The sequence below is a fragment of the Pseudomonas morbosilactucae genome (assembly GCF_023241665.1).
In the GTDB taxonomy this organism is placed as follows: Bacteria; Pseudomonadota; Gammaproteobacteria; order Pseudomonadales; family Pseudomonadaceae; genus Aquipseudomonas; species Aquipseudomonas morbosilactucae.
In genome coordinates, this window is sequence record NZ_JALQCX010000004.1 from 137669 (window position 1) to 161443 (window position 23775).

General features: G+C 63.6%; 24 protein-coding genes. 12 read left to right on the top strand and 12 right to left on the bottom strand.

Features of this window, described 5'->3' with window-relative positions; all coding sequences use genetic code 11:
* Positions 1–69 precede the first annotated feature (69 nt).
* Both M1B35_RS01535 and M1B35_RS01540 read right to left on the bottom strand, forming a co-directional pair.
* The gene (locus tag M1B35_RS01535) at positions 70–888 is read right to left on the bottom strand and encodes an AraC family transcriptional regulator (protein ID WP_268261034.1); all 819 of its coding nucleotides are present in this window, start codon (positions 886–888) and stop codon (positions 70–72) included.
* Between the two features lie 101 nt (positions 889–989).
* The gene (locus M1B35_RS01540; RefSeq protein WP_268261035.1) at positions 990–1604 is read right to left on the bottom strand and encodes a LysE family translocator; all 615 of its coding nucleotides are present in this window, start codon (positions 1602–1604) and stop codon (positions 990–992) included.
* Positions 1605–1865: 261 nt separating this feature from the next.
* Here M1B35_RS01540 and M1B35_RS01545 point away from each other — a divergent pair, with 261 nt between their 5' ends.
* Positions 1866–2402, top strand: coding sequence for a MaoC family dehydratase (locus M1B35_RS01545; RefSeq protein WP_268261036.1), 537 nt, complete (start codon positions 1866–1868; stop codon positions 2400–2402).
* Here the strand turns inward: M1B35_RS01545 and M1B35_RS01550 are convergent.
* Complete coding sequence (locus M1B35_RS01550; protein WP_123332201.1) at positions 2362–3531, bottom strand: Gfo/Idh/MocA family protein; 1170 nt, start codon at positions 3529–3531, stop codon at positions 2362–2364. The genes M1B35_RS01545 and M1B35_RS01550 overlap by 41 nt on opposite strands.
* A gap of 28 nt (positions 3532–3559) precedes the next feature.
* On the bottom strand, positions 3560–4483 hold the full coding sequence (locus M1B35_RS01555; protein WP_268261037.1) for a TIM barrel protein: 924 nt from the start codon (positions 4481–4483) through the stop codon (positions 3560–3562).
* Between the two features lie 136 nt (positions 4484–4619).
* On the opposite strand from M1B35_RS01555, the gene M1B35_RS01560 reads away from it, so the two are divergent.
* Positions 4620–5678: a LacI family DNA-binding transcriptional regulator gene (locus tag M1B35_RS01560; protein ID WP_268261038.1), complete on the top strand. Its 1059-nt coding sequence runs from the start codon at positions 4620–4622 to the stop codon at positions 5676–5678.
* A gap of 59 nt (positions 5679–5737) precedes the next feature.
* On the opposite strand, the gene M1B35_RS01565 is transcribed toward M1B35_RS01560, so the two are convergent.
* Both M1B35_RS01565 and M1B35_RS01570 read right to left on the bottom strand, forming a co-directional pair.
* Positions 5738–7093 (bottom strand): methyl-accepting chemotaxis protein, encoded by a 1356-nt coding sequence (locus tag M1B35_RS01565; protein ID WP_123332197.1) that lies wholly within the window; start codon positions 7091–7093, stop codon positions 5738–5740.
* A 174-nt stretch (positions 7094–7267) separates the two neighbouring features.
* A complete protein-coding gene (locus M1B35_RS01570; RefSeq protein ID WP_268261039.1) occupies positions 7268–7990 on the bottom strand; it encodes a GNAT family N-acetyltransferase in 723 nt (240 codons plus the stop codon).
* Between the two features lie 160 nt (positions 7991–8150).
* Here M1B35_RS01570 and M1B35_RS01575 point away from each other — a divergent pair, with 160 nt between their 5' ends.
* Positions 8151–9092, top strand: a complete 942-nt coding sequence (locus M1B35_RS01575) for a class I SAM-dependent methyltransferase (protein ID WP_123332193.1) — start codon at positions 8151–8153, stop codon at positions 9090–9092.
* Positions 9093–9230: 138 nt separating this feature from the next.
* Positions 9231–9884, top strand: coding sequence for a hypothetical protein (locus M1B35_RS01580; protein ID WP_268261040.1), 654 nt, complete (start codon positions 9231–9233; stop codon positions 9882–9884).
* A gap of 40 nt (positions 9885–9924) precedes the next feature.
* Here the strand turns inward: M1B35_RS01580 and M1B35_RS01585 are convergent, their stop codons facing one another.
* Complete coding sequence (locus tag M1B35_RS01585) at positions 9925–10467, bottom strand: CbrC family protein (protein WP_268261041.1); 543 nt, start codon at positions 10465–10467, stop codon at positions 9925–9927.
* A gap of 117 nt (positions 10468–10584) precedes the next feature.
* Complete coding sequence (locus tag M1B35_RS01590; RefSeq protein WP_123332187.1) at positions 10585–11232, bottom strand: hypothetical protein; 648 nt, start codon at positions 11230–11232, stop codon at positions 10585–10587.
* A 262-nt stretch (positions 11233–11494) separates the two neighbouring features.
* Here M1B35_RS01590 and M1B35_RS01595 point away from each other — a divergent pair, with 262 nt between their 5' ends.
* Complete coding sequence (locus M1B35_RS01595; RefSeq protein ID WP_123332185.1) at positions 11495–11896, top strand: hypothetical protein; 402 nt, start codon at positions 11495–11497, stop codon at positions 11894–11896.
* A gap of 90 nt (positions 11897–11986) precedes the next feature.
* Positions 11987–12604, top strand: a complete 618-nt coding sequence (locus tag M1B35_RS01600; RefSeq protein WP_123332182.1) for a DNA-3-methyladenine glycosylase family protein — start codon at positions 11987–11989, stop codon at positions 12602–12604.
* 70 nt (positions 12605–12674) lie between these two features.
* Here the strand turns inward: M1B35_RS01600 and M1B35_RS01605 are convergent, their stop codons facing one another.
* Positions 12675–13580 (bottom strand): LysR family transcriptional regulator, encoded by a 906-nt coding sequence (locus M1B35_RS01605; protein WP_268261042.1) that lies wholly within the window; start codon positions 13578–13580, stop codon positions 12675–12677.
* A gap of 127 nt (positions 13581–13707) precedes the next feature.
* Between M1B35_RS01605 and M1B35_RS01610 the strand changes: the two genes are divergently transcribed.
* The 3 genes from M1B35_RS01610 (at position 13708) to M1B35_RS01620 (ending at position 16960) form a co-directional block, all read left to right on the top strand.
* Positions 13708–14373 (top strand): RraA family protein, encoded by a 666-nt coding sequence (locus M1B35_RS01610; protein WP_268261043.1) that lies wholly within the window; start codon positions 13708–13710, stop codon positions 14371–14373.
* Positions 14374–14385: 12 nt separating this feature from the next.
* A complete protein-coding gene (locus M1B35_RS01615; protein WP_268261044.1) occupies positions 14386–15594 on the top strand; it encodes a pyridoxal phosphate-dependent aminotransferase in 1209 nt (402 codons plus the stop codon).
* Between the two features lie 94 nt (positions 15595–15688).
* Entirely contained in the window at positions 15689–16960 is a 1272-nt protein-coding gene (locus M1B35_RS01620) for a cation:dicarboxylate symporter family transporter (protein WP_268261045.1), read from the top strand.
* Positions 16961–16972: 12 nt separating this feature from the next.
* On the opposite strand, the gene M1B35_RS01625 is transcribed toward M1B35_RS01620, so the two are convergent.
* Positions 16973–17404 (bottom strand): HD domain-containing protein, encoded by a 432-nt coding sequence (locus M1B35_RS01625; RefSeq protein WP_268261046.1) that lies wholly within the window; start codon positions 17402–17404, stop codon positions 16973–16975.
* 243 nt (positions 17405–17647) lie between these two features.
* Here M1B35_RS01625 and M1B35_RS01630 point away from each other — a divergent pair, with 243 nt between their 5' ends.
* Entirely contained in the window at positions 17648–18214 is a 567-nt protein-coding gene (locus tag M1B35_RS01630) for a GNAT family N-acetyltransferase (RefSeq protein WP_268261047.1), read from the top strand.
* 53 nt (positions 18215–18267) lie between these two features.
* Here the strand turns inward: M1B35_RS01630 and M1B35_RS01635 are convergent, their stop codons facing one another.
* Complete coding sequence (locus M1B35_RS01635; protein WP_123332164.1) at positions 18268–18894, bottom strand: MiaE family protein; 627 nt, start codon at positions 18892–18894, stop codon at positions 18268–18270.
* Positions 18895–19119: 225 nt separating this feature from the next.
* On the opposite strand from M1B35_RS01635, the gene M1B35_RS01640 reads away from it, so the two are divergent.
* Complete coding sequence (locus M1B35_RS01640) at positions 19120–19983, top strand: universal stress protein (protein ID WP_268261048.1); 864 nt, start codon at positions 19120–19122, stop codon at positions 19981–19983.
* Positions 19984–20237: 254 nt separating this feature from the next.
* Here the strand turns inward: M1B35_RS01640 and M1B35_RS01645 are convergent, their stop codons facing one another.
* Positions 20238–20717 (bottom strand): DUF1289 domain-containing protein, encoded by a 480-nt coding sequence (locus M1B35_RS01645; RefSeq protein ID WP_123332157.1) that lies wholly within the window; start codon positions 20715–20717, stop codon positions 20238–20240.
* Positions 20718–21125: 408 nt separating this feature from the next.
* On the opposite strand from M1B35_RS01645, the gene acnB reads away from it, so the two are divergent.
* Positions 21126–23726 (top strand): bifunctional aconitate hydratase 2/2-methylisocitrate dehydratase, encoded by a 2601-nt coding sequence (gene acnB / locus M1B35_RS01650; protein ID WP_123332155.1) that lies wholly within the window; start codon positions 21126–21128, stop codon positions 23724–23726.
* Positions 23727–23775 lie beyond the last annotated feature (49 nt).

A 23775-nucleotide genomic window follows, 5' to 3' on the forward strand; every position in this document is an offset into this window, starting at 1 on the left:
CAAGCTCCAGGCCGCCGCAGTGCTTGGCAGCGCGGCAGGCCCGAGAACCGGGAAAGAGGACGCGGGGTTTCAGGCGTCGGTACGGCTCACCGGGTTGCACCAGCGCGAAGGGGCAATGCCAAAGGCCTTCTTGAAATGCCGGGCCATGTGGCTGTGATCGAAGAACCCCGCCGCCACCGCAGCCTCTGTCAGGGCCTGCCCCGACATGACCAACGCCCGCACCCGATCCAGGCGGCGCAGGGTCAGGTAGCGATGGGGGCTGGTGCCGAAGAACAGGCTGAAATCCTTGGACAGGCTCCAACGGTCGCGCCCGGCGCACAGGGCCAAGTCGTCCAGGGTGGTGGGCCGCTCCAGGTTGTCGTCCAGGTACTCCCGGGCCCGGGCCGCTGCGGCGTAATGGGGCGTCGCTGATACCGGACGCTGGCCGGCGGCTTCGGCGAACAGCGTCACCAGGCGATACAGCGCTTCATCTTCCGCCAAGGGGTCGAGCCCGGCGTCCAGAGCGTCCAGCAACCCATCGACAGCACTCGCCAGGCGGGGGTCATGGGTGACGCCCGCCTTGAAAAACGGCAAGGGCTGGCCCTGGAGAATCTGCTGGACCACGGCCGGTGGCAGGTGCACACCGCGATAGCGAAACCCCGATGCGGAACCGGCGCAGCCATCGTGGGGCTCATCCGGGTGCACGATCATGGTTTCGCCGGGCAGGCATTGCCGGGATTCGCCCCGGTAATGAAAACGATGAACCCCAACCAGGGTTCGACCAATGGCGTAGGTGTCGTGACGATGGGGGTCGAAGGCATGGGCGCCGAAGAAGGCCTCGAACCGCGTCAGCGACGAGACGGTGGGCACATGTTTGACCCAGTCCTGTGGCGAATGACGATCTTGCATAGTGGCGCACCCATGGCGTGGCTGGGTTGAGCGAGGGGCAGATTAACACGCCTAACCGGCCCCTCTTGGAATGATCAAAGCCCCGTCCCGAAGCCCCTGCCCTAGAGTTCCTTGATGTGCACATAGAAGCCATGAAACATAAAGCCCGCACAGACCACCAGCGCAATACCCATCACCCGGTTGAACAGCTGGAAGTAAGACTCCTGGGTGATTCGCCGCCCGAGTAGTGCGCCCAACAGCGAATAGACCCCGGGCGCCCCGCCACCGGCAATTGCCAGTAACACCGAGACCATGGCAATGGACCCGCCGCTGATATGGGCTGCCGGCAACATGACGCTGGTGATCGGCAGCACCACCATGATGCCCTTGGGGTTGAGCAACTGAATCAGGAAACCATTGGCAAAGGTCAGCGGCTTGCCGGGCATCGTCACAGCCGGTTGATCCTCCACGACGGCGCCGCTGGCGCCATACACCTGATACGCCAGGTACAGGGTATAGACGCTGCCCAGCAGCGAGATGTACGGCAGCGCGGCCTGGGAAACAATCGCCTCGCCGGTGTAGCCAAACAGCATGAACAGCAGCAACAAGGCGCAGCCGACGCCGACGAAGAAGCCCAGCGAACGCCGGAACTTGCCGCTCAGCCCAGCATTCAAGGCGATGAAATTCACCGGCCCGGGGCTGTACATCACGCTGAAGGCGTAAAGAAAAATATCCATGCAGTGGCGTACTCGACTACTCGTAGAAACACATCAACGACCAGCGCTTTGCTGCAACTGACAAGGCCAGGCCGAAGAACAATCGCACGAGTATAAGGATGCTATTTAATGCCTGGCTTGTACGTTTGTGGGTGGCCAAACCGTGGATTGACGCCTGCTGAAAACCGTCTGATGATCCGCCGCAAACCGCCCCTCATCCGCGCGATGGCCAGCGCCATGAGCCACTGCAACCCAGGAATGACTGCCAGCAAGGAACCTGCCGTGATCGACTTCAGACAACGCGCTGCCCAGGGGCTCCAGGCGGGCGACCGCTTCACCCTGTCCCGCTGCTTTGGCGTGGACGACATTCGCCGTTTTGCCGAGCTATCCCGGGACTACAACCCGGTGCATGTGCATGCCGAATACGCCGCCGCTCGCCAGTTCCGGGCCCCGGTCAGCCATGGCTTGTTGACGGCCAGCCTGGTGACTGAGATTGGCGGGCAGATCGGTTGGCTGGCCGCCAGCATGACGTTCAGTTTCAAAGCGCCGGTGTATGCCGGCGACACCATCACCGCGCACTGGGTGATCCAGAACGTGGATAACCAGGGCCGGGCCGAGGCCGAAGTCACCCTCACCAACACCGAGGGCACGGTGGTGCTGCTGGCGCAGACCCGCGGGGTTTTACCCAACGCCCAGCAGCGCAGCCTGCTCACGCAGATGCTCGCTGCAGGCGACCCCGACAACGGTGCGACTGCCCGCCGGACCCAACCCGCGAACCTCAGTAATCCACCCAGACACCGCCCTGGTCGGCCGAGCTGACGCAGCGTTCGACCCAGCGCACCCCTTCGACCCCGGCGTGAATGTCCGGGTAGCGCAGGCTCGCCAGCAAGGCCTGGTCATCGCGGTCGGCGGCGTCCATGGCCAGGGCAAAGCGGTAGTAGAGGTTGGCCCAGGCGTCGAACAAACCTTCTGGATGGCCTGCGCCGATGCGGTCGTCTATCAGGGCATTGGCATGCAGGTAGCCCATGCCCCGCTCAAGGATCTGCGCCGGCCGGCCCTGAACTTCAAAGGACAGTTGGTTGGGCCGCTCGTCCCACCACTCCAGGCTGGCCTTGGCGCCGACCACGCGGATTTTCTGCCCATGCATAGAACCGGCATTCACGGCGCTGGACCACAGCGTGCCCATGGCCCCACCTTCGTACTCCATCAAGGTGTAGGCGTTGTCCTCCAGGGGTGCGCGACTCTTCACAAAACTCTGGCGGACGCACAGCAGTTTTTTGATTTTCAACTCGGGCAGCATCACTTCAGACAGGTACAGCGGGTGGGTGCCCACATCCCCCAGCACATAGCTGGGGCCGGCCAGGCGCGGGTCCACTCGCCATTGGGTGGCCGCGCTCTGGGCCTCCACCGGGGCACTGTGGAAGCCATGGGCGAATTGCATCTGCACCAGGCGGATCTCCCCCAGTTCACCCTGGGCGATCATTTCCCGGGCCTGCTCGATCAACTGGTGGCCGGCATAACCGTAGGTCACGCCGACAATGCGATTGCGCGCCACGGCCAGCTCACGCAGGGTCTCGGCTTCGGCCAGGGTGAAACACAGGGGCTTTTCACAGACCACATGCAGCCCGGCCTCCAGGGCCGCCCGGGTAATGGCGAAATGCGTGCCGTTGGGGGTGGCCACCGACACCGCCTGGATGCCGTCCGGGCGCCGCGCCTCGCCCTCGAACAGGCTGCGGTAATCGGCGTAGCAACGCTCGGGGTCCAGCCCCAGGCTCTCGCCAAAGGCCCGGCCACGTTCGGGGTCGAGGTCGAAGGCGCCGGCCACCAGGCTGAAAGACTGGTCGCGCAAGGCGGCGCTGCGGTGGATGTAGCCGATCTGGCTGTCACGCCCGCCGCCGACCATGGCCCAACGCAGGGGCTGGGAAATACGCTTGCTGCCGTTAATCATAATGAGGTCCTCAAGGGGGAAAAGCCGGTCAGAAACCGACCCGGGAAAGGTAGGCACGGCTGGCGGCAACGTCTTTCAGGCTGCCCCCGGACTGACGCGGATCACGCTCCTGCTCAACCGTGATGTAGCCCTGGTAGCCCAGCTCACCGAGCAGTTCACGCAACGCCGGGTAGTCGATCACCCCCTGGCCGATGGGGCACATCACGCCCTGGCCGCAGGCGGCGAAAAAACGGATGCGTTGGTTCAGCACCTGTTCGAACACCCCTTGATCGATGTCCTTGAAATGCAGGTAATCCAGGCGTTCGGCGTATTGGCGCAAGGTGCTGAGCGGGTCCATGCCGGCGTAGTACAGGTGGCCGGTGTCCAGGCACAGCCCCGCCACCTCATAGGGAATGTCGGCCACCAGCTGCGCCAGCTCATCGGCGAACTCGATGTAGCCACCAGCGTGGGGATGCACCACGGTGCGCACCCCGTATTGGCCCCAGGCCAGCTCGGCGATGCGGCGGATATGCCCCATCATGCCGCGCCAGGCCGAGGCCTCCAGGCGAGGGGCGCGGTCGCTGTGGCCCGCCGCGTAATCGCGCTCCTCGTGGCCCCAATCGATCACCACCAGGCACGGCAAGGCATAGCGCTGGCCGGGCTGGCGGGCAATGGCCGGCAGTTGCTTGAGCAAGGAGCAGATGTCGTGGGTCTGTTGCAGCAACCGGGGCAGATTGGCAGGGTCCACCAGGTTGTCGAAAATCGTCCCGGCCACCACTTCAAGATTCAGCCGTTGCAGCTCGGGCGCCAAGGTGGCGACGTCCAGCGGCAGGTAGCCATAGGGCCCCAATTCGATGCCGCGATAGCCGGCCTGAGCCGCCTCATCGAGCACCAGGCGCCAGTCCGGCAGATGGGGATTGTTGACGTCATCCACGCCCCAGCAACAAGGCGCCGTGGAAATATTCAGGCTCATAGGACACTCCGCTCATTGTTCTTATGCAGCGACATCGCGCTATGAGGAATCCTAAGTGGCTGGGTGCTCGCGCTGCTATAGTCCGCTCGCAGAACCTTGCAAAACCCCTCAAAAACCTGAAACGGCCTTGCATTTCATGTCAGAGCAACCGAAGCCGCCTGCACGGCGCCCGACCCTGGAAGACGTAGCCCGAGAGGCCGGCGTGAGCCTGGCCACGGTGGACCGGGTGATGAACCTGAGGGCCAATGTGCGCGCCGACACCGCCCAACGGATTGCCGAGGCGGCAGCGCGCCTGGGTTTCCATGGGCGCAATGTGATCGAGCAACGGCTGCTGCAACAGCGCCCCAAGGTGCGCTTGGGCTTTCTCCTGCAAAAACGGGGCGTGGCGTTTTACCAGGGGTTGGCCAAGGCCCTGAACGAGGCGGCCGCCAGCACGGTGCGGGCCCAGGTGCGGGTGCTGATCCATTACATCGATGACCTGGACCCGGCCGCCACAGCCGAACGTATTCGGCACCTGCGCGGCGAGGTCGACGCCCTGGGGCTGGTGAGTGCCGACCATCCGCTGGTGCGCCAGTCGGTGGCCGAGCTGGCGGCGAATGGCTTGCCGGTGGTGGCCCTGGTGTCGGACCTGGAAGCAGCGGCCAACGCCGCCTACGTGGGCGTCGACAATCGCCGCATGGGGCGCAGTGCCGGTTGGTTTATCCGTCATCTGGCGCAGCAACCGGGTGCGGTGGCCGTGATGCTTGGCACACAGCGTTTTCAATGCCAGGAACTGTGCGAAATGAGCCTGCGTTCCTACCTGACGGAACAGCAGGGGGATTGGGAACTGCTAGCAACGCGCCTGACGCTGGAAGACGAAGACTTCGCCTACGCCAGCACGCTGGACCTGCTCAGCAGCGAGCCCGACCTGGTGGGCCTGTATGTGGCCGGGGGCGGTATTGCCGGGGTGCTCAAGGCCTTGCGCCAATTGCAGGCTCAGAAAATCCGCCTGCCGGTGGTGGTGTGCCACGACCTGACCCCGCTCACCGCCACGGCCCTGACGGAGGGGCTGGTGCAGGCGGTGCTCTCGCACCCGGTGGCCGACTTGGCCCGGGAAGCCGTGCAACTGATGATCGCCAGTGCCCTTGACCCCACCGCGCCGTGCACCGACAAGCGCATGCTAACGCCACAGATCGACGTGGCAGAAAGCGTCTGAGGAGCCTGCGCCGCCAGAGGCCTACAAGGCCCTAGCGGCAGGCGCTTATGACGGCGTCCTTACCCGACCCAGCCGACCGCGGACTTGGGAATCACCTCGGACTCATCCATTTTCGAGGCGAACATGCTCACCGCCTCCACGGCGTCGCTGGTGCCGGCGCGAATCTGCAGGATCACCGAGCCCGCCTGGTCGGCCAGGGTGACCCCGCGTTGCGCGCCTTCCTGGGTGGTGTTCATGCTGGCCACTGCTTCGCGGGTTTCGGCGAGGATCTTGCCGATCATCTCGGCAATTTCCGCGGTCGAGCGACTGGTGCGGCCCGCCAGCTGTCGCACCTCATCGGCGACCACGGCAAAACCGCGCCCCTGATCCCCAGCCCGCGCCGCTTCGATGGCCGCGTTGAGCGCCAGCAGGTTGGTCTGGTCGGCGATGCCCCGGATGGTGTTGACGATGGCGGTGATTTGCTCGGAGCGATCCCCCAACTGGCCCACCAGGCGCGCCGAAGAGCCGATGTTGTCGGCAATCTGGCGCATCTCCCGGGCGGTTTCCTGAATCACCTGGGCGCCCTGCTCGGCGACTTTCTCGGTCTCGGCGGAGATGTGGTAGGCCCGCGAGGCGCCCCGGGAGTCTTCCTCGAACTTCTCCACCCGCTCGGTGATGTCGCTGGCGAACTTGACGATTTTGTACAGCTTGCCTTCAGCGTCGTAGACCGGGTTGTAGGTCGCCTCCAGCCACACCACGCGGCCGTGCTTGCCCAGGCGTTTGAACTGCCCGCTGAAAAACTCGCCCGCATTGAGGCGACGCCAGAAGTCGCTGTACTCGCTGCTGTTGATCAGGCTTGGCTCGCAGAACAGGCGGTGCTGCTTGCCTTTGATCTCGCCCAGGGAATAGCCCATGACCTGGAGAAAGTTGTCGTTGGCCACCAGGATATTGCCGGCCAGGTCGAACTCGATCACGGCCATGGCACGGTCCAGGGCCACCAGCTTGCTGCGGGTCTCGGCTTCCTGGGCGACCTTGGCGGTGACGTCCAGGGCGTACTTGACCACCTTGAACACCCGCCCCTGTTCATCCACCACCGGGTTGTAACTGGCCTCCAGCCAGACGGCCTGCCCCTGGCCATTGAGGCGCTGGAACGTCCCGGAAACGAAGGTGCCGGCCCGCAGTTGCGCCCAGAACTCGCTGTACTGGGCGCTGCGGACCAAGGCCGCCGGGCAGAAGTCGCGGTGCGACTTGCCCACCAGCGCCTCGGCGCGATAGCCCATGGTGCGAAGAAAGTTATCGTTGGCCCGCAGCACCTTACCGTCGAGGTCGAACTCGACGACGGCCATAGAGCGTTCAAGTGCTGTAATCAGTCCTTTGAAGCCTGCTACTTCGGCCGTCCTGGCCGTCAGTTCACTTTTAAGAATTTTATTGAACATGACGTACCCTCAGCGCGATCAGAAACCGTTGGACCCTCGATCTAATATCGGCGGTACAAAGCTGAGCTGAAGCGATTGGGCCAGACTTTTTCACAGCTCGCCCCGGTCACTGCACCAGGGCGCGTGCAGCCCCGCAAAACGCCCGGCGCCGCGGCCTCGGCGCTGGCCGACGGGCTAGACCAGACGCAGCCCAGGCCCGCGGGCGCCCAAGGCGTCGGGGCCCAACCGTTCCAGCACCAGGGCCTGGGCCTGGCGGGTCAACTGGTCCAGGTGGCGGTCACGTTTTTTCTCGGCGTCGAGCATGGCTTTGCGGCCATGTTGCTGCAGCAGGTAGGCATGAATCTGCCGCACTTCCAGGGAGCTGAAGATCGGCGCCACATCCAGCACCGCCAGCAACCCGTCACTGCCATGGTCCCGTGTGTTCATCAGCACCTGCGGCCCGCGGGCACCGATCAATTGGAAGCCCAGAGCTTCGAAACAGGCCACCTTGCCCACCCCACACGCCACCTCCACCTGCGGGTAGCGGGCCTGTACCGGCGCCAACAGCGCCCGCGCCACGCCCTGGCGCCGATGCCCTTCGCGCACCGCCAGGTAGGCCACGGCGCAGGCGTCGGGGTCGTCCTGCAACGGCAGGTACAGAGCAAAGCCGATCAGCGTCTCGGGGTCGTGCTCATCAGTGGCCAGCGCCAACTCCACAGACAGGCCCCGGGTGCCGTCCATGGCGTCCAGGTAGCGATGGACTTCCAGGCCGACGGCGTATTGATAGAGCGGGTACAGGGGGTTGCTCGGGGCGATGGCCACCGCGCTGATGTCGCTGACGTAGTCGACCACCATCTGCAACAGCTGGCTTTTCAGGGGTTCGGAAGGCGGGGTGTGCAGCAGGCTGATCGTGGGCATGGAACCTTTGACTCTGAAGGTGATGGCAACTCGACGCGGCCGGGAGGCGGCGCGCGGCGGCGCTATGATAACCGCTCCGGCGATTGCCCGTGGCCCGGCGCGGCAATTGGTGTTTTTGCGGTTAGAATGCCGCCCCCTTGAAACTGGCCGAACCGCTTCCATGACCCCAGACGCCCTTGCCACCCTGCACCAGCACCTGTTGACCGCCCTGGACACCCCGCCCGATGAAACCCGCCGCCTGTTCCACGGCCGCGGCCGCTGCTGGCCGGGCCTGGAGCAAGTGACGGTGGACTGGCTGCAGGGCGTGCTGCTGGTGTCGCTGTTCAAGGAGCCCGAGCCTGGGCAACTGGAAGATTTGCAGCAACACCTGCTGCAACTCACCCAGTCGGCCGCCTGGGCCCGCTCCGGCGCCCACCACCTGCTGCTGCAACACCGCTACCTGCTGCGCAGCACTACCGAGTGGCTGCTGGGCGAGCCTATTGAAGAGTGGACCCTGACCGAAGGCGGCCTGCGCTACCGCATAGACCTGGGGCAGAAACAGAACACGGGGCTGTTTCTCGACATGCGTTACGGGCGCAACTGGGTGCGCGACAACGCCCAGGGCAAGCGGGTACTGAACCTGTTCGCCTACACCTGTGGCTTTTCCGTGGCGGCGCTGGCCGGCGGCGCCAGCCATGTGGTCAACCTGGACATGTCGCGCCCGGCCCTGAGCCGCGGCCGGGACAATCATCGGCTCAACGAGCACAACCTGGACCAGGTGACGTTTCTCGGCCATGACCTCTTCAAGTCCTGGGCCAAGGTGACCCAGAACGGCCCTTATGACCTGGTGATCATCGACCCGCCGACCTTCCAGAAAGGCAGCTTCGTGCTGACCAAGGACTACCAGCGGGTGCTGCGCCGCCTGCCGGAACTGCTGACCGCCCAAGGCACGGTGCTGGCCTGCATGAACGACCCGGCCCTGGGCGCCGAGTTCCTGATCGACGGCGTCACCCGCGAAGCACCGGGCCTGCACTTCGAACAACGCCTGGACAACCCGCCGGAATTTCCCGATGCCGGCCTGGACGGTGGCCTGAAGGCCCTGGTGTTCCAGCAGCAGGCCTGAACCCCAGGGAATGGCTTTTATGGGGGGCGAAATCCACTGGCGACGGCTGGCTCTTTGCCCGGCCGACTTGTATCTTCGACGCCCTGAGCAGCCGGGTCGGCTGCACGTCACGTCATTAGTGCATACAGGGAGTTGTCCATGGGTTCATCGTTGCGTTGCCTGATTTCAGCGGTCGCTTTGCTCGCCAGCCTGCCCGCCCTGGCAGAAACACCGCCAAGCCACGAACAGGTCAAGGCCTGGGCACCGGCCGACCAAAAAGCCATGGGCATCACCGTGGAAACGCTGGTGCCAGTGACCCTGGCCGGCAAGGAACAGGCCTACCTGGCTGGGGTCAGTTACGAGGAAGCGGCGCGTAACTTCTGGGCCGGCTACCTGCTGGTGCGCCCCAAACTCAAGCAGGCCAGGGCCCTGGAAGAGTTTGGCGGGCAGTACAACGGCATCCAGCTGCTGGGCAACCCAGGCGCAGATCAGAGCCTGGTGCTGATCGGTTCGGCCAGCTCGGGCCAAGGCATCGTGGAAAAAACCTACGCCGTGGTGCGCTTTGACGGCTGGACCGCCAAGACCCTGTACAGCGCCTCCCAAGAAGACAACAGCGGCAATTGCGGGGCCGACATGGAGGTCTACTGCAAAGGCAACGACGTGTTCATCAACGCGCTGAGCGTACCGGCACCCGCCGGCAAGCTGGCGCTGGCGGTGACACAGGTCAGCTATTCGTCACCCGACCTGGAAACCACCCCGGCAAAAATCACCCAGGAGGTCCAGGTGGTGTTTGTCGACAAACCAGGCTCCTGAACACGCCCCACTGCGTCGGCGCGCTGGAACTGTGCGCTGATCAGTGATGGTCCTGGTAGGCGCCCATGGCCTGGCAATGCCGGCAGCGGAACAGGTAGGCCGTGGGCCCCCGGTCTTTGTCCAGGGCACTGAAGAAGGCGTCCCACTGGGCGCCGTTGGGCAAGCCCGTGGCGTCCTGCACGGCGAGGATCGCTTCGGCGCCCAGGGCCTGCAATTCGTCATGACCGGCCTTGCCGATAAACTGCGCGGCATCGCCGCAATGGCTCCACCACTGCTCCTGCTGCCAACCGCTGTAGCCGGGGGTGCGTTGGCTGACCTCGGCAATCACCGCCTCGTCCAATTCCTCTTCGGCGTCCTGGCCGATGCCGTCTTCATCGGTAAAGCTCGCCTGGAACCGCTCGTGGGCACTGCCATCGGCGATGCACCAAGGGCAGAAACAGTCTTGGTATTCCTCCACCGCGTACACCGGGCCGACATATATCCAGCCACGGGCCTGTTCACAGCACAGGCAGGTGGCGTCACTGGCTTGCACCGAGCCGCTGGCGACCGGGTCGGGATGGTAGGCAAATTCAGGCAGTTTCATCAGCAGGACTCCTTGCTCCGCTAGCCTCGGCGCGGGCCCTGGCACAGGGCGCGGCAGAGGCGACAAAAAACAATCAGGCGCCACCCCGGCAACCACTTGGTGGCCCCTGGACAACCCTTACTTTTCGATGATCGTGTCGATCACATCCTGCATAAGAAGCGACTGACCGGAATATCGTTCAAATTTGATCTGGCCATAGCCTGCGGCGTACCAGACTTCGATGCGCTCGTCGCCACTGCTGGCGCTCACGTGGCAACTGTCCTTGAAGGTCCGCGGCGCACGGTTGACCTCGGTCTGCACATCTTCAAAGCCGACGAAGGTGTAGTCCGTGAAACTGTCGTAGTTCACGGGGTCGACCCAACCCTGGGCATGATTGGTCCGTTCACCGCTGCCGGTGACCTTGAACTTGGCGCCCGGCACCGCCTGCTTGGGGAACTCCGGGGACTGGGTGTAGATGTCCGTCATGATTGGCGTTTGCGGATCGGCACCCAGGGCCGCGATGCCGTAGCGCACCTCTCCCAGCAACCGGCGCCCGCTGAGGTCATAGACCGCGGCGGTTTTACTGCCACCCGCAGCATTGACCACCGCCCTGCCTTTCTGATCATTGAACATCACGTCAACAATCTGGGTGGTGGTGTCGCCGGAGCGAAACTGCACGTTGGGGGTCAGGCTGAAGCACGTGGCGAAATCGGCGGCGGCACTGGCATTCAGGGACAAGGCGCTGGCACTCAAGGCGAGGGCCAGGGGCAAAAGTGGAGAAGACATTGATTTCCTTTCTTTGTCGTAGCTCGAGGTCGGGAGCGGCTGCCCCCGACCGTCGTGGAAGGGGTCTGCGCTCATCGTCGGTCATCGGTCTGGGCCGCCTGACGCTGAGCGCCGCGCAATATAAACCAACGCCCGTCCAAGGTCAGCAGCCACGCGCGCGAGCAGCGCCTTGCCCACCTTGGCCGGTCAGCCGCGGGCCGGCCCCTTCCGGCCCGACACGGCGATGGGCAAAGGCCCGTGCCCATGGCTATGATTGCTCCCCATGAACCCCACGCTGCCGATTCGCTCACCCTGCCCGCCCGGCGCTTGCATCTGCGAGCGCGAGCGGCTGCTGGACGTTCCCGGCGCCGACCAGCGCATCCTGCGCCTGACCCGCCCCGAAGAGAAACGCCTGCTGGCGCGCCTGGAACAGCTCAAGAGCCTGGAAGACCTGCAGCATCTGCAACAGCGCCTGTATGACCAACTGGGCATCCGCGTCGAAATCGCCCCCAGCAACAATGAAGTGCGGAGCATGCGTGGCATCGCCATCCACCTCGCCGAACTGCCGGGCTTGTGTCGCAAGACCCGCCAGGCGATTCCAGCAGCGATTCGCCGGGGCCTGGAGAACAACCCGGAAATCGCCTACCGCCTGCTGGACGCCCACGACTTGCTGCGCGACGCCTGAAAGCCGAATTGCAGCGCAAGCCACCGAGTGCGGCCCGGCCCGAGGCGGGCTAATCTGCCAGCCTCGCCCTTGCCCGGTCAGCCCCTCACCATGCCCGAACCCTACCTAGCCGCCCGCCAATTCCTCGAACGACTGGACGCCGATTGGGCTCGGCACGTCCAAACCATCGGCCCCTGCCTGCACCAGGCCAAACCCACCCGCGATCCTTATCAGGCGCTGATGCGGGCGGTGGCCTATCAGCAATTGCACGCCCGGGCCGCCGAAGCGATTCTGGGACGCCTGCTGGCGCTGTTCCCGGGGCAGGACTTCCCGCGCCCCGAGCAACTGCTGGCCTGCGATGTGGCGGTGTTGCGCGGTTGCGGCTTTTCCGCGAGCAAGGTCACCGCCCTGCAAGGCATTGCCCAGGCCACCCTCGACGGCCTAGTGCCGGACGAACCCGGCGCCCGCGCCCTGGACGATGAAACCCTGATCCAGCGCCTGACCACCTTGCGCGGTGTGGGCCGCTGGACCGTGGAAATGCTGCTGATCTACAGCCTGGAGCGCCTGGACATCCTGCCCGCCGATGACTTCGGCGTCCGCGAGGGCTACCGCCGCCTCAAAGGCCTGGAGCAGGCACCGAGCCGCCGGCAGATGATCGAGATCGGCCAGGCCTGGCGCCCCTGGCGGACGCTGGCGGCCTGGTACCTGTGGCGGGTGCCGGCGCCTTGAGCGGGGCCTGGAGAGCGTCGCTCAAGGCCTCCTAAAACTCACGCCCCGTGAAGCTCCCTCCCCATGAAGCTCAAGCCCCGTGCAATAACAGGCGCGAGAAGTCGCAGCACTCCTGGCTCAAACGGGCCACGTCCGGGTTCAGGCCGAATTGCCGGTCCTGACGATGCAAGGCCGCATAACGAATCCGCGGCAGGCTCGGCTGGGTCACCAGGGCACGCAGGGCGCCCTGTTCGATCAGGTGCGACAGGCAATCCTTGGGCAGGTAACTGACGCCCATGCCCGACAGGGTCAGGCCCACTTGCACCAACAGGTTGTGGCTGGTCAGGGTGCGCGGCATCTGCACCTTGTGGCTGGCCAGCCAACGCTCGTAGATCAGGCCGGTGCCGGACTGCGAGCCCTGGGTCATCACGGTGAAACTGGCCAGGCGCTCCAGGCTGATGGGGTCGGCGTCGGGAATCAGGCTTGGCGCGCACATCCAGGCGTTTTCCACGCTTTTCAGCGGTGTGCAGACAAATCGCGTGTCGTGGTACACGTCCGGCACGATCACCAGGTCCAATTGATCGTCCTCAAGCTTGCGAAACAACTCGCTGCTCAGCTCCACCGACGGTTCGATCTGCACCCTGGGATAGGCCTGGCGCATGGCCTCCACCAGGGCCGGCAACCAGGTCAGGGCAGTCAGTTCGGTCACCCCCAGGCGAAAGCGCCGCACCAGCACTTCCCGGGCACTGACCCGTTGCATCAGCGAGTCTCGGCGTTCGCGCAGATCCTTGGCGTAATCCAGCAGTTCGGCGCCCTTCTCGGTCAGCCGGGCGTTGCGTTTGCTGCGGTCGAAGACCGCCACGCCGAAGGTGTCTTCCAGCTCTTGAATGCGTTTGGAAATGGCCGACTGGGACATGTTCAGTTGGTTGGCCGCGGCCTCGAAACTGCCCAGCTCGGCAATCCAGTACAAAGCATCGATCTGCTTGAAGGTAATCATTGGCCTAGCATCTGATGAAAAAAAGCGATGGTATCGCATAATAAAATATCGCTAAAACTGTTTATTGAACCCTCCTAAGATCGGCCCACAGCCACACCGGCTGAGCCCATTCTTCAGGAGCATCGCCATGTCCTTGCCTGGTTCGCGCATTCTTCCCAACCCACCCCTGGCCGCCGCCGAAGTGCTCGAAGCCTTCGCCCAGGTGGTCACGCCCCATATCAGCGACAACCTCGGACGGCACATCGGCGCCCGCGGCCTGACCCGCTACAACCGCAGCGGCAAGCTGGTCGGCACGGCGCTGACGGTCAAGACCCGCCCCGGCGACAACCTCCTGATCTACAAGGCCATGAGCATGCTTCAGCCCGGCCACGTGCTGGTGGTGGACGCCCAGGGCGACACCAACAACGCGGTGATCGGCGAGCTGGTCAAGCTCTATGCCCAGCAACGCGGCTGCGTCGGGTTTGTCATCGATGGCGCGATCCGCGACGTCGCCAGCTTCGACGACACCCCCTGCTACGCCAAAGCCGTGGTGCATTGCGGCCCCTACAAGAGCGGCCCTGGGGAAATCAACGTGCCGGTGTCCATCGGCGGCATGCTGATCCAGCCCGGCGACCTGCTGGTGGGCGATGAAGACGGCCTGGTGGCCTTTGCCCAGGCCGACGCGGCAGAGGTGTTGCGTCGCGCCGCCCAACACGCAGCCCACGAGGAACAAGTCAAAGCCGAGATCGCCACCGGCGCCGTGCGCCAGAGCTGGATGGACAAGGTCCTGGCACAAGCCGGCCTGGCCGACTAAGGGAGACACCTTATGAGCACTGCCTTTCTTTCCGATCGTGTGCTGGGTATCCAGCCGTCACCGAGCATCGCCGCCAACGCTCTGGTCAGCCAGTTGCGGGCCGAGGGCCGGGACATCGTCAACTTCACCGTCGGCGAGCCGGACTTCGACACGCCGGCGCATATCCTCGAGGCCGCGCGCCAGGCCATGGCCAGTGGCGACACCCATTACACCGCCACCACCGGCACCCTGGCCCTGCGCCAGGCCATCTGCCTGAAGCTGCAACGCGACAACCACCTGAGCTACGGCCTGGATGAAGTGGTGGCCGGCTGCGGCGGCAAACACATCATCTATCACGCCCTGGCGGCGACCCTGAATCGCGGCGACGAAGTCATCGTGCACACGCCGTACTGGGTGTCGTACCCGGATATCGCCCGGCTCAATGACGCCACGCCGGTGATCATTGCCGGCAACGAGATCAACGGGTTCAAGCTGACCGCGCAAGAGCTGGAACGCAGCATCGGCCCGCGCAGCAAATGGCTGATTCTCAACAGCCCCAACAACCCCAGCGGCGCGGTCTACACCGAGGCCGAACTGCTGGCCCTGGCCGAAGTGCTGCGGCGTCACCCGCATTTGCTGGTGATGGCTGACGAGATCTATGAACAGTTCGTCTATGGCGACGCCCAGCACCTGTCCCTGGTGCACGTGGCGCCGGACTTGAAGCCCCGTACCCTGATCGTCAACGGTGCCTCCAAGGGCTACGCCATGACCGGCTGGCGCCTGGGCTTCGGGGCCGGCCCTGCCTGGTTGATCGGCGCCATCGGCAAGCTGCTGTCGCAAACCACCACCTGCCCCAGCTCCATCAGCCAGGCCGCCGCCGTAGCCGCCTTCGCCGGCGACCAGGCACCGATCGCCGCCATGCGCGAGGTCTACCAGCAACGCCGCGAACGCATGCTGGAACTTCTGGCACCCATCGAGAGCCTGCACTGCACCGCGCCAGACGGCGCCTTCTACGTGTTCGCCAATGTCTCGCGACTGATCGGCAGCCGCACCCCACAAGGGCTGCTGATCGACAGCGACAGCCAACTGGTCAACTACCTGCTTGAAGCCCACGGCCTGGCCACAGTGGCGGGCGCGGCCTACGGCATGTCGCCGTATATCCGCCTGTCGTTTGCCAGCTCCCTGGAGGTGATCGAGGAAGGCTGCCGCCGTCTGGAAAAAGCATGCCAAGACTTGCGCTGACGGCCTGACCGCAACACCCGACAGCCACCGGACGGCTGCTCATTGACTGCCTAGAACAACACTCATAATCATTGTCATCAAATGAGGCATCCCCATGCATAAGCCCCGCATTGCGCTGGTCTGGCAAATCCTGATCGGCCTGCTCGCCGGCATCGCCATCGGCGCCCTGCTGCACCGTTTTCCCGACTCCCGCCCCTGGCTGGTGGACAACCTGCTGCAACCGGCCGGCGACATCTTTATCAAGCTGATGAAGATGATCGTGGTGCCCATCGTGTTTTCCTGCATGGTGGTGGGCATTGCCGGCCAGGGTGACGGCAAGGCCCTGGGCCGGGTCGGGGTCAAGGCCCTGAGCTACTTCTTCTGCATCACCACCCTGGCGATCATTGTCGGCCTGGTGATCGGCAACCTGCTCAAGCCCGGCGCCGGCACCGACCTGGCCAGCCTCAAGGCCGCGGCCATCACCTTGCCCAGCGCCAATGGCGGCGCCCACGGGCTGGGGCAGATCATCGTCGGCATCATCCCCGACAACGTGATCAACGCCATGGCCCAAGGCAGCCTGCTCTCGGTGCTGTTCTTTGCGGTGATGTTCGGCCTCGGCGTGTCCAAGCTCAGCACGGAGCGCCGGGAACCGCTGATTGCCATGCTGCGGGCGGTGTCGGAAGCGATGTTCAAGGTCACCTCGATGATCATGGCCTACTCGCCCATCGGGGTGTTCGGCATGATCGCGGTGACCGTGGCCAACTTCGGCTTCAGCTCGCTGCTGCCCTTGGGCAAGCTGATCCTGGTCAGCTACGTGGCGATCCTGTTTTTCACCCTGGTGATCCTCAACGGCATCGCCCGGCTGGTGGGGGTCAACCTGTTCGCACTGATGCGGCACATCAAGGACGAGCTGATCCTGGCCTTCTCCAGCGCCAGTTCGGCGGCGGTGATGCCGCAATTGATGAAAAAACTGGAAACCTATGGCGTGCCGCCGTCCCTGGTGAGTTTTGTGGTGCCGGTGGGCTACTCGTTCAACCTGGACGGGGCCTCGCTGTTCCTCGGCATCGGCACCCTGTTCGTGGCGCAGTTGTATGGCATCGACCTGAGCCTGGCGGACCAGGCACTGCTGGTGGTGACCATGGTCCTGACGTCCAAGGGCGCCGCCGGGGTTCCGGGCTTTATGTTCGTGATCCTCTCGGCCACCCTGGCCAGCGCCGGCCTGCCCCTGGAAGGCATTGCCTTTATCGCCGGCGTGTACCGGCTGATGGAGATGCCCACCACGGCGCTCAATGTGCTGGGCAATGCCTTGGCGCCACTGGTGATCGCCAAGTGGGAGGCGCGCAGTGCGCAGCCGGCGCAACCGCCGATGGCGCGCAACGCACTGTAGCCGAGGCCGAAATTAACGCTGGGCCAAGCCTTCCAGGTAGTCGATGGCCCGGCAGTACTTGGCGACCCGCTCCAGGTCCTTGGCACTGGGGGCGGGGATGCGCGACAGGTCGCTGTTTTCCGCCAGATCGGCCAACTTCACCTGGCGCGCCAACGGGTCCCGCCCGGCCCGCTCGACAAAGGCCTGATAGTCCTCCCCTTCACGCTTGGTCAGGGCCTCCAGGGCACTCAATACGCCCTCGCTGAAGCCCTGCTCGCGCAAATCTTCCAGGCTGACGGGGCTGTCCTCGACCACGTCATGCAGCACCGCCACGGTGCGTGCTTGCGGGTCTTGCAGGCGCAGCATCACCTGCAGCGGGTGGAGGATGTAGGGCGCGCCGCCCTTATCGACCTGGCCTTCATGGGCCATGGCGGCGATGGCGATGGCTCGTTCAAGGGTGCTCATTGAAAGGCCTCTTGCGGACGCTCGCCCAAGGCGATGGTCAGGCAGGTGCTGGCTGGTCTGGACATGTTCAGTCTCCCGTTGCTGAGGCGTGGATAGTAACCAGTCCTGGAAGGCGCCGCAGCGGCCATGACCGCTGATCGACAATCAACCCGCCCCACCTTGAACATTGATATCGATCAAACGCCCCGGGTTCCAGCAGCGTAAACCTTGCGCCTACCGCCTCAAGCCCTCGGAGCCTCGACCATGCCCAGCCCTGCCTTGAACACCCTCGCCCACCACCACTTCCCCACCCAGCAAGGCCAGTACTGGATCGAGGCCCTCAACGATGGCAGCCACGTACTGATCCGACCATTGCGACCCCAGGACCGGGACCGGGAGAAAGCCTTTATCGAAAACCTTTCACCGGTGACCCGCCATCAACGTTTTCTGGGTGAGGTGAAGGAAGTCGGCAACGTGTTGCTGGATCAACTGATGGATGTCGGCACGCCTGAGCGGCAAGCCTTTGTGGCCCTGGTGCATGACAACGGCACCCTGCGGGAAATCGGCATCAGCCGCTACGCCCTGGCCGTCGAGACACCCAGGTGCTGCGAATGCGCGCTGACCGTGGCCGATGAGTGGCAGAACAAAGGGCTGGGGGTGCTGCTGATGCGGCGCCTGCTGGATCAGGCCCGGGCCCATGAGTTTATCCGCATGTTCTCGGTGGACAGCGCCATCAACTACAACATGCGCAAGCTGGCCAAGACCCTGGGCTTCAGCAGCGTTATCGACCCGGATGACGCCACCCAGGTGATCCATAGCCTGGAGCTGTAACAGGCGCCGACCGGGGCTCAGCACGGCCCCGGCACAGCGCGCTTAGCCGCCGGTTAGCGCGGGCTTTCCTGGTATCCGGCGCTGGGCACGCCGCTGTGGAAACGGAACTCGACGTCCGGGGATTCGATCAGTTCCTGCTCGGCGGCGCGCACCTTGTCGATCACCTGGGCGATGTCCTTGGCGTCGCCGTACTGATAGGCCAGCTTCAGGTAACCCTGGTAATGCCGGGCCTCGCTTTTGAGCAGCCCGAAGTAGAACTTGCCGAGTTCTTCGTCCAAATGCGGCACCAGGGCTTCGAAACGCTCGCAACTGCGGGCTTCGATAAAGGCCCCCACCACCAGGGTGTCCACCAGTTTTACCGGCTCGTGGCTGCGCACCACTTTGCGCAGGCCCGAGGCATAACGCCCGGCGGACAACTGGCGCAGCTCGACCTTGCGCTTCTTCATCAGGCGCATGACCTGCTCGTGGTGCACCAGCTCTTCGCGGGCCAGGCGCGACATCATGTTGATCAGATCGACATGGGAGTGGTACTTGGCGATCAGGCTCAGGGCCGTGCTGGCGGCCTTGAACTCGCAGTTCTTGTGGTCGATCAGCAGGGTTTCCTGATCCGCCAGCGCCGCCTGGACCCAGCCCTGCGGGGTGCGGCAACCGAGGAAGTCGTGGATTTCCGGGAAGTTCATGGGCGCACTTCCAAGGCAGCAACAACGGCGGAAGGCAAGAAAGCGGCACGATCAGGGATGTTCAACATGAGGCTCACGGGGCAAAGGGTTCACGGCAAAGGCGGCGATTATACCGGCCACGGCGCCGACCACCAGCGGCGGGGTTTGATGTGCATCAACGTCGGCGCCGACAGCCAGCATCTATAGTTGTGCAAGACGCCCCCTTACCTTCTGGAGATCCCCCTCATGCAAAGCATCCGCAGCATTCTGGTGGTCATCGAGCCTTCGCCCCACGAGAGCCTCGCCCTCAAGCGCGCCAAGCTGATCGCCGGGGTCACCCAGGCCCACCTGCACCTGTTGGTGTGTGACAAAAAGCATGAGCACTCGGCCCTGCTCAGCGTGCTCAAGAGCAGCCTGGTGAGCGAAGGCTACAGCGTCACCACCGAGCAAGCCTGGAACGACAGCCTGCACACCACCATCATCGAAGTGCAGCAAGCCGAAGGCTGCGGCCTGGTGATCAAACAGCACTTCACCGACAACCCGCTGAAAAAAGCCCTGCTGACCCCGGCCGACTGGAAGCTGCTGCGCTATTGCCCGAGCCCGGTGCTGCTGGTCAAGACCGCCACGCCCTGGAGCGGTGGCGTGATCCTGGCGGCAATCGACGTCGGCAACACCGATGGCGAACACCGCACCCTGCACGCCAGCATCGTCGATTACGGTTTCGATATCGCCCACCTGGCCAAGGCGCAACTGCATGTGGTCAGTGCCCACCCGTCGCCCATGCTGTCGGCGGCCGACCCGGTGTTCCAACTCAAGGAAACCATCGAAGCGCGCTACCGCGAGCAATGCCAGGCCTTCCAGGCCGAGTTCGACATCGACGACAGCCACCTGCACATCGAAGAAGGCCCGGCGGACGTGCTCATCCCGCACTTGGCCCACACGCTCAAGGCAGCGGTGACAGTGATCGGCACCGTGGCGCGCACCGGGTTATCGGGGGCGTTGATCGGCAATACCGCGGAAGTGGTGCTCGATTCACTCGAGAGCGACGTGCTGGTGCTCAAGCCCGACGACATCATGGACCACCTGCAAGAACTGGCCTCCAAAAGCTGAAGCGATCGCTGGCAAGCCAGCGCATACAAGGTAAGGAAATCCGTGGGAGTCGGCTTGCCGGCGATGAGGCCATTGAGCCTTGTGCAAACCTTACGACTGCGATCGCTGGCAAGCCAGCTCCTACAGGGTGCGGGAATCCGTGGGGACCGGCTTGCCGGCGATGAGGCCCTTGAGCCTTGTGCAAGCCTTGAGACCGTGATCGCTGGCGAGCCAGCTCCTACAAGGTGGGGGAATCCGTGGGAGCCAGCCTGTGCCTACAGCGGAGCGGCGCCCAGGGCGTCTTTGAGGAAGCCGGGGGCGATGTAGCGTTGGTAGTGGGCTTCCGACAGCAGGAAAAATTCCCGATCAATGGCGTCGCGCAATTCCGGCAGTTCCCAATCGCGAAACTCCGGCAGCAGCACCATCCCGTAAGCGTCCAATTGGTTGATCACCCGCGCCCCTCGGGCGATCAGCTGGTAGGCCCAGCAATACACCGACTGGTGCGGCACAAAGCGGATCTTGCGTTGCTCCAGTTGGTTGCGCAGGCGCTGAGGGTCGAAAACTTCCAGCTTGGCCGTCATCACCTGCACCAACAGCTGCTCCAAACGCAGCCAGACCGCACGTTTTTCTTCCTCGTTGTAGCCGTTCCAATGGATCACTTCATGGTGGAAACGCTTGCAGCCGCGGCACACCAGGTCACCGTAAACCGTGGAGCAGAGGCCAACGCAGGGGGTCTTGATAGTCTGATTGGGCATAGGTAGGCAATACGCGGAAAAGCAAAACAGGCGGGCATGTTAGCCCTTTGTCTAACATTCATCACCCCTCAAACTTAAAGGCCTAACTTACCTTTAAATTTTTTTTCCCGTAGAATCAGCCAGCCTTTTTAGGCGCCAATGTCCGTTCGAAGCTGTTTTCAAAGCGTCACGAGCACAGTCGTTCCTTCAGAGCGGTGTTGGCGAAGAGTCTTTCCAGCGGGGAATACTCGACGCCAACCCTCATCAGCTCCCCGTTCTGCAGGCGTAAAACTTTGAAAACAGCTTCTGTAGGGAATACTCCGTAATTCTGGCTAAGGGGCCCAAAAAGCCCAGCAGCGCATGAGTTCCGAGTTTTTCTGGATGAGCGTCCCGGACACCCATTTGGGACCACTGATGAGGGTAATAACTGTGCTTGAAGCCTACCGCAAACATATCGAAGAGCGTGCAGCCCTGGGTATCGTTCCCCAGCCGCTTAACGCCGAACAAACTGCAGGCCTGGTCGAGCTGCTGAAAGCCCCCCCGGCTGGCGAAGAAGCCTTCCTCGTAGACCTGATCACCAACCGCGTTCCACCAGGCGTTGACGAAGCTGCCTACGTCAAGGCTGGTTTCCTCTCCGCCTTGGCCAAAGGCGAAGCCACCTCTCCCCTGATCGACAAGAAACGCGCTGTTGAACTGCTTGGCACCATGCAAGGCGGCTACAACATCGTGACCCTGGTTGACCTGCTGGACGACGCCGAACTGGCGCCTGTGGCCGCTGCCCAACTCAAGCACACCCTGCTGATGTTCGACGCCTTCCACGACGTCGCGGAAAAAGCCAAGAACGGCAATACTCACGCTCAAGCCGTGCTGCAATCCTGGGCTGACGGCGAGTGGTTCAAGAACCGCCCGACCCTGGCCGACAAGATCAGCCTGCGCGTGTTCAAGGTCACCGGCGAAACCAACACCGACGACCTGTCCCCTGCCCCGGACGCCTGGTCCCGCCCTGACATCCCGCTGCACGCCCTGGCCATGCTGAAAATGGCTCGTGAAGGCATCGTGCCGGACGAGCAAGGCAAGACCGGCCCGATGAAGCAGATCGAAGAAATGCGCGGCCAAGGCTTCCCGATCGCCTACGTCGGTGACGTGGTCGGTACCGGTTCTTCGCGTAAATCCGCTACCAACTCGGTGCTGTGGTTCTTCGGCGACGACGTTCCTTACGTGCCGAACAAGCGTGCTGGCGGCTTCTGCTTCGGCAGCAAGATCGCTCCGATCTTCTACAACACCATGGAAGATGCCGGCGCACTGCCGATCGAATTCGACGTCACCAACATGAACATGGGCGACGTGATCGACCTGTACCCGCATGCTGGCAAAGTCTGCAAACACGGCACTGACGAAGTCCTGACCACCTTCGAAATGAAGACCCCGGTACTGTTGGACGAAGTCCGTGCTGGCGGCCGTATCCCGCTGATCATCGGCCGTGGCCTGACCGAGAAGGCTCGCGCCGAACTGGGCCTGCCACCGTCCGACCTGTTCAAGAAGCCAGAAGCTCCGGCTGAAAGCACCAAGGGCTTCACCCTGGCGCAGAAAATGGTCGGCAAGGCGTGCGGCGTAGCCGGCGTTCGTCCTGGCACTTACTGCGAACCGAAGATGACCACCGTCGGTTCCCAGGACACCACCGGTCCTATGACCCGTGACGAACTGAAAGACCTGGCGTGCCTGGGCTTCTCCACCGATCTGGTGATGCAGTCCTTCTGCCACACCGCGGCTTATCCAAAGCCGATCGACGTGACCACCCACCACACCCTGCCTGACTTCATCATGACCCGTGGCGGCGTGTCCCTGCGTCCGGGCGACGGCATCATCCACAGCTGGCTGAACCGCATGCTGCTGCCGGACACCGTCGGCACCGGTGGTGACTCCCACACCCGTTTCCCGATGGGCATCTCGTTCCCGGCCGGTTCGGGCCTGGTGGCGTTTGCCGCAGCCACCGGCGTTATGCCACTGGACATGCCGGAATCGATCCTGGTGCGCTTCAAAGGCGAAATGCAACCGGGCATCACCCTGCGTGACCTGGTTCACGCCATTCCTTACTACGCGATCCAGGCTGGCCTGCTGACCGTAGAGAAGAAAGGCAAGAAGAACGCCTTCTCCGGCCGCATCCTGGAAATCGAAGGCCTGGACGGTCTGAGCATCGAGCAGGCTTTCGAGCTGTCCGACGCCTCGGCCGAACGTTCGGCTGCCGGTTGCACCATCAAGCTGTCGAAAGAGTCGATCACCGAGTACCTGAGCTCCAACGTCACCCTGCTGCGCTGGATGATCGGCGAAGGCTACGGCGACGCGCGCACCCTGGAACGTCGTGCTCAAGCGATGGAAGCCTGGATCGCCAACCCTGAGCTGATGGTGGCCGATGCTGACGCCGAATACGCCGAAGTCATCGAAATCGACCTGTCCGAGATCAAAGAGCCTGTGCTCTGCGCACCGAACGACCCGGACGACGCTCGTCTGCTGTCGTCGGTACAAGGCGAGAAGATCGACGAAGTGTTCATCGGTTCGTGCATGACCAACATCGGTCACTTCCGCGCTGCCGGTAAGTTGCTGGACCAGGTCAAAGGTCAGCTGCCAACCCGTCTGTGGCTGTCGCCGCCGACCAAGATGGACGCTCACCAACTGACCGAAGAAGGCTACTACGGCATCTACGGCAAGGCTGGCGCGCGCATGGAAATGCCGGGCTGCTCGCTGTGCATGGGTAACCAGGCACGTGTAGAGCCGAACTCGACTGTCGTGTCGACTTCGACCCGTAACTTCCCGAACCGTCTGGGTGACGGCGCCAACGTCTACCTGGCTTCGGCCGAGCTGGCGTCGGTGGCTTCCATCCTGGGTCGCCTGCCGACCGTCGAGGAGTACATGGAATACGCCGCGAAGATCAACACCATGGCCAGCGATGTGTATCGCTACCTGAGTTTTGACCAGATCGCCGAGTTCCGTGAGGCTGCTGCGAACGCCAACATCCCGGTCGTTCAAGCCTAACGCTGCAACGTTCTGAAAAACGCCGCCCATCGTGAGATGAGCGGCGTTT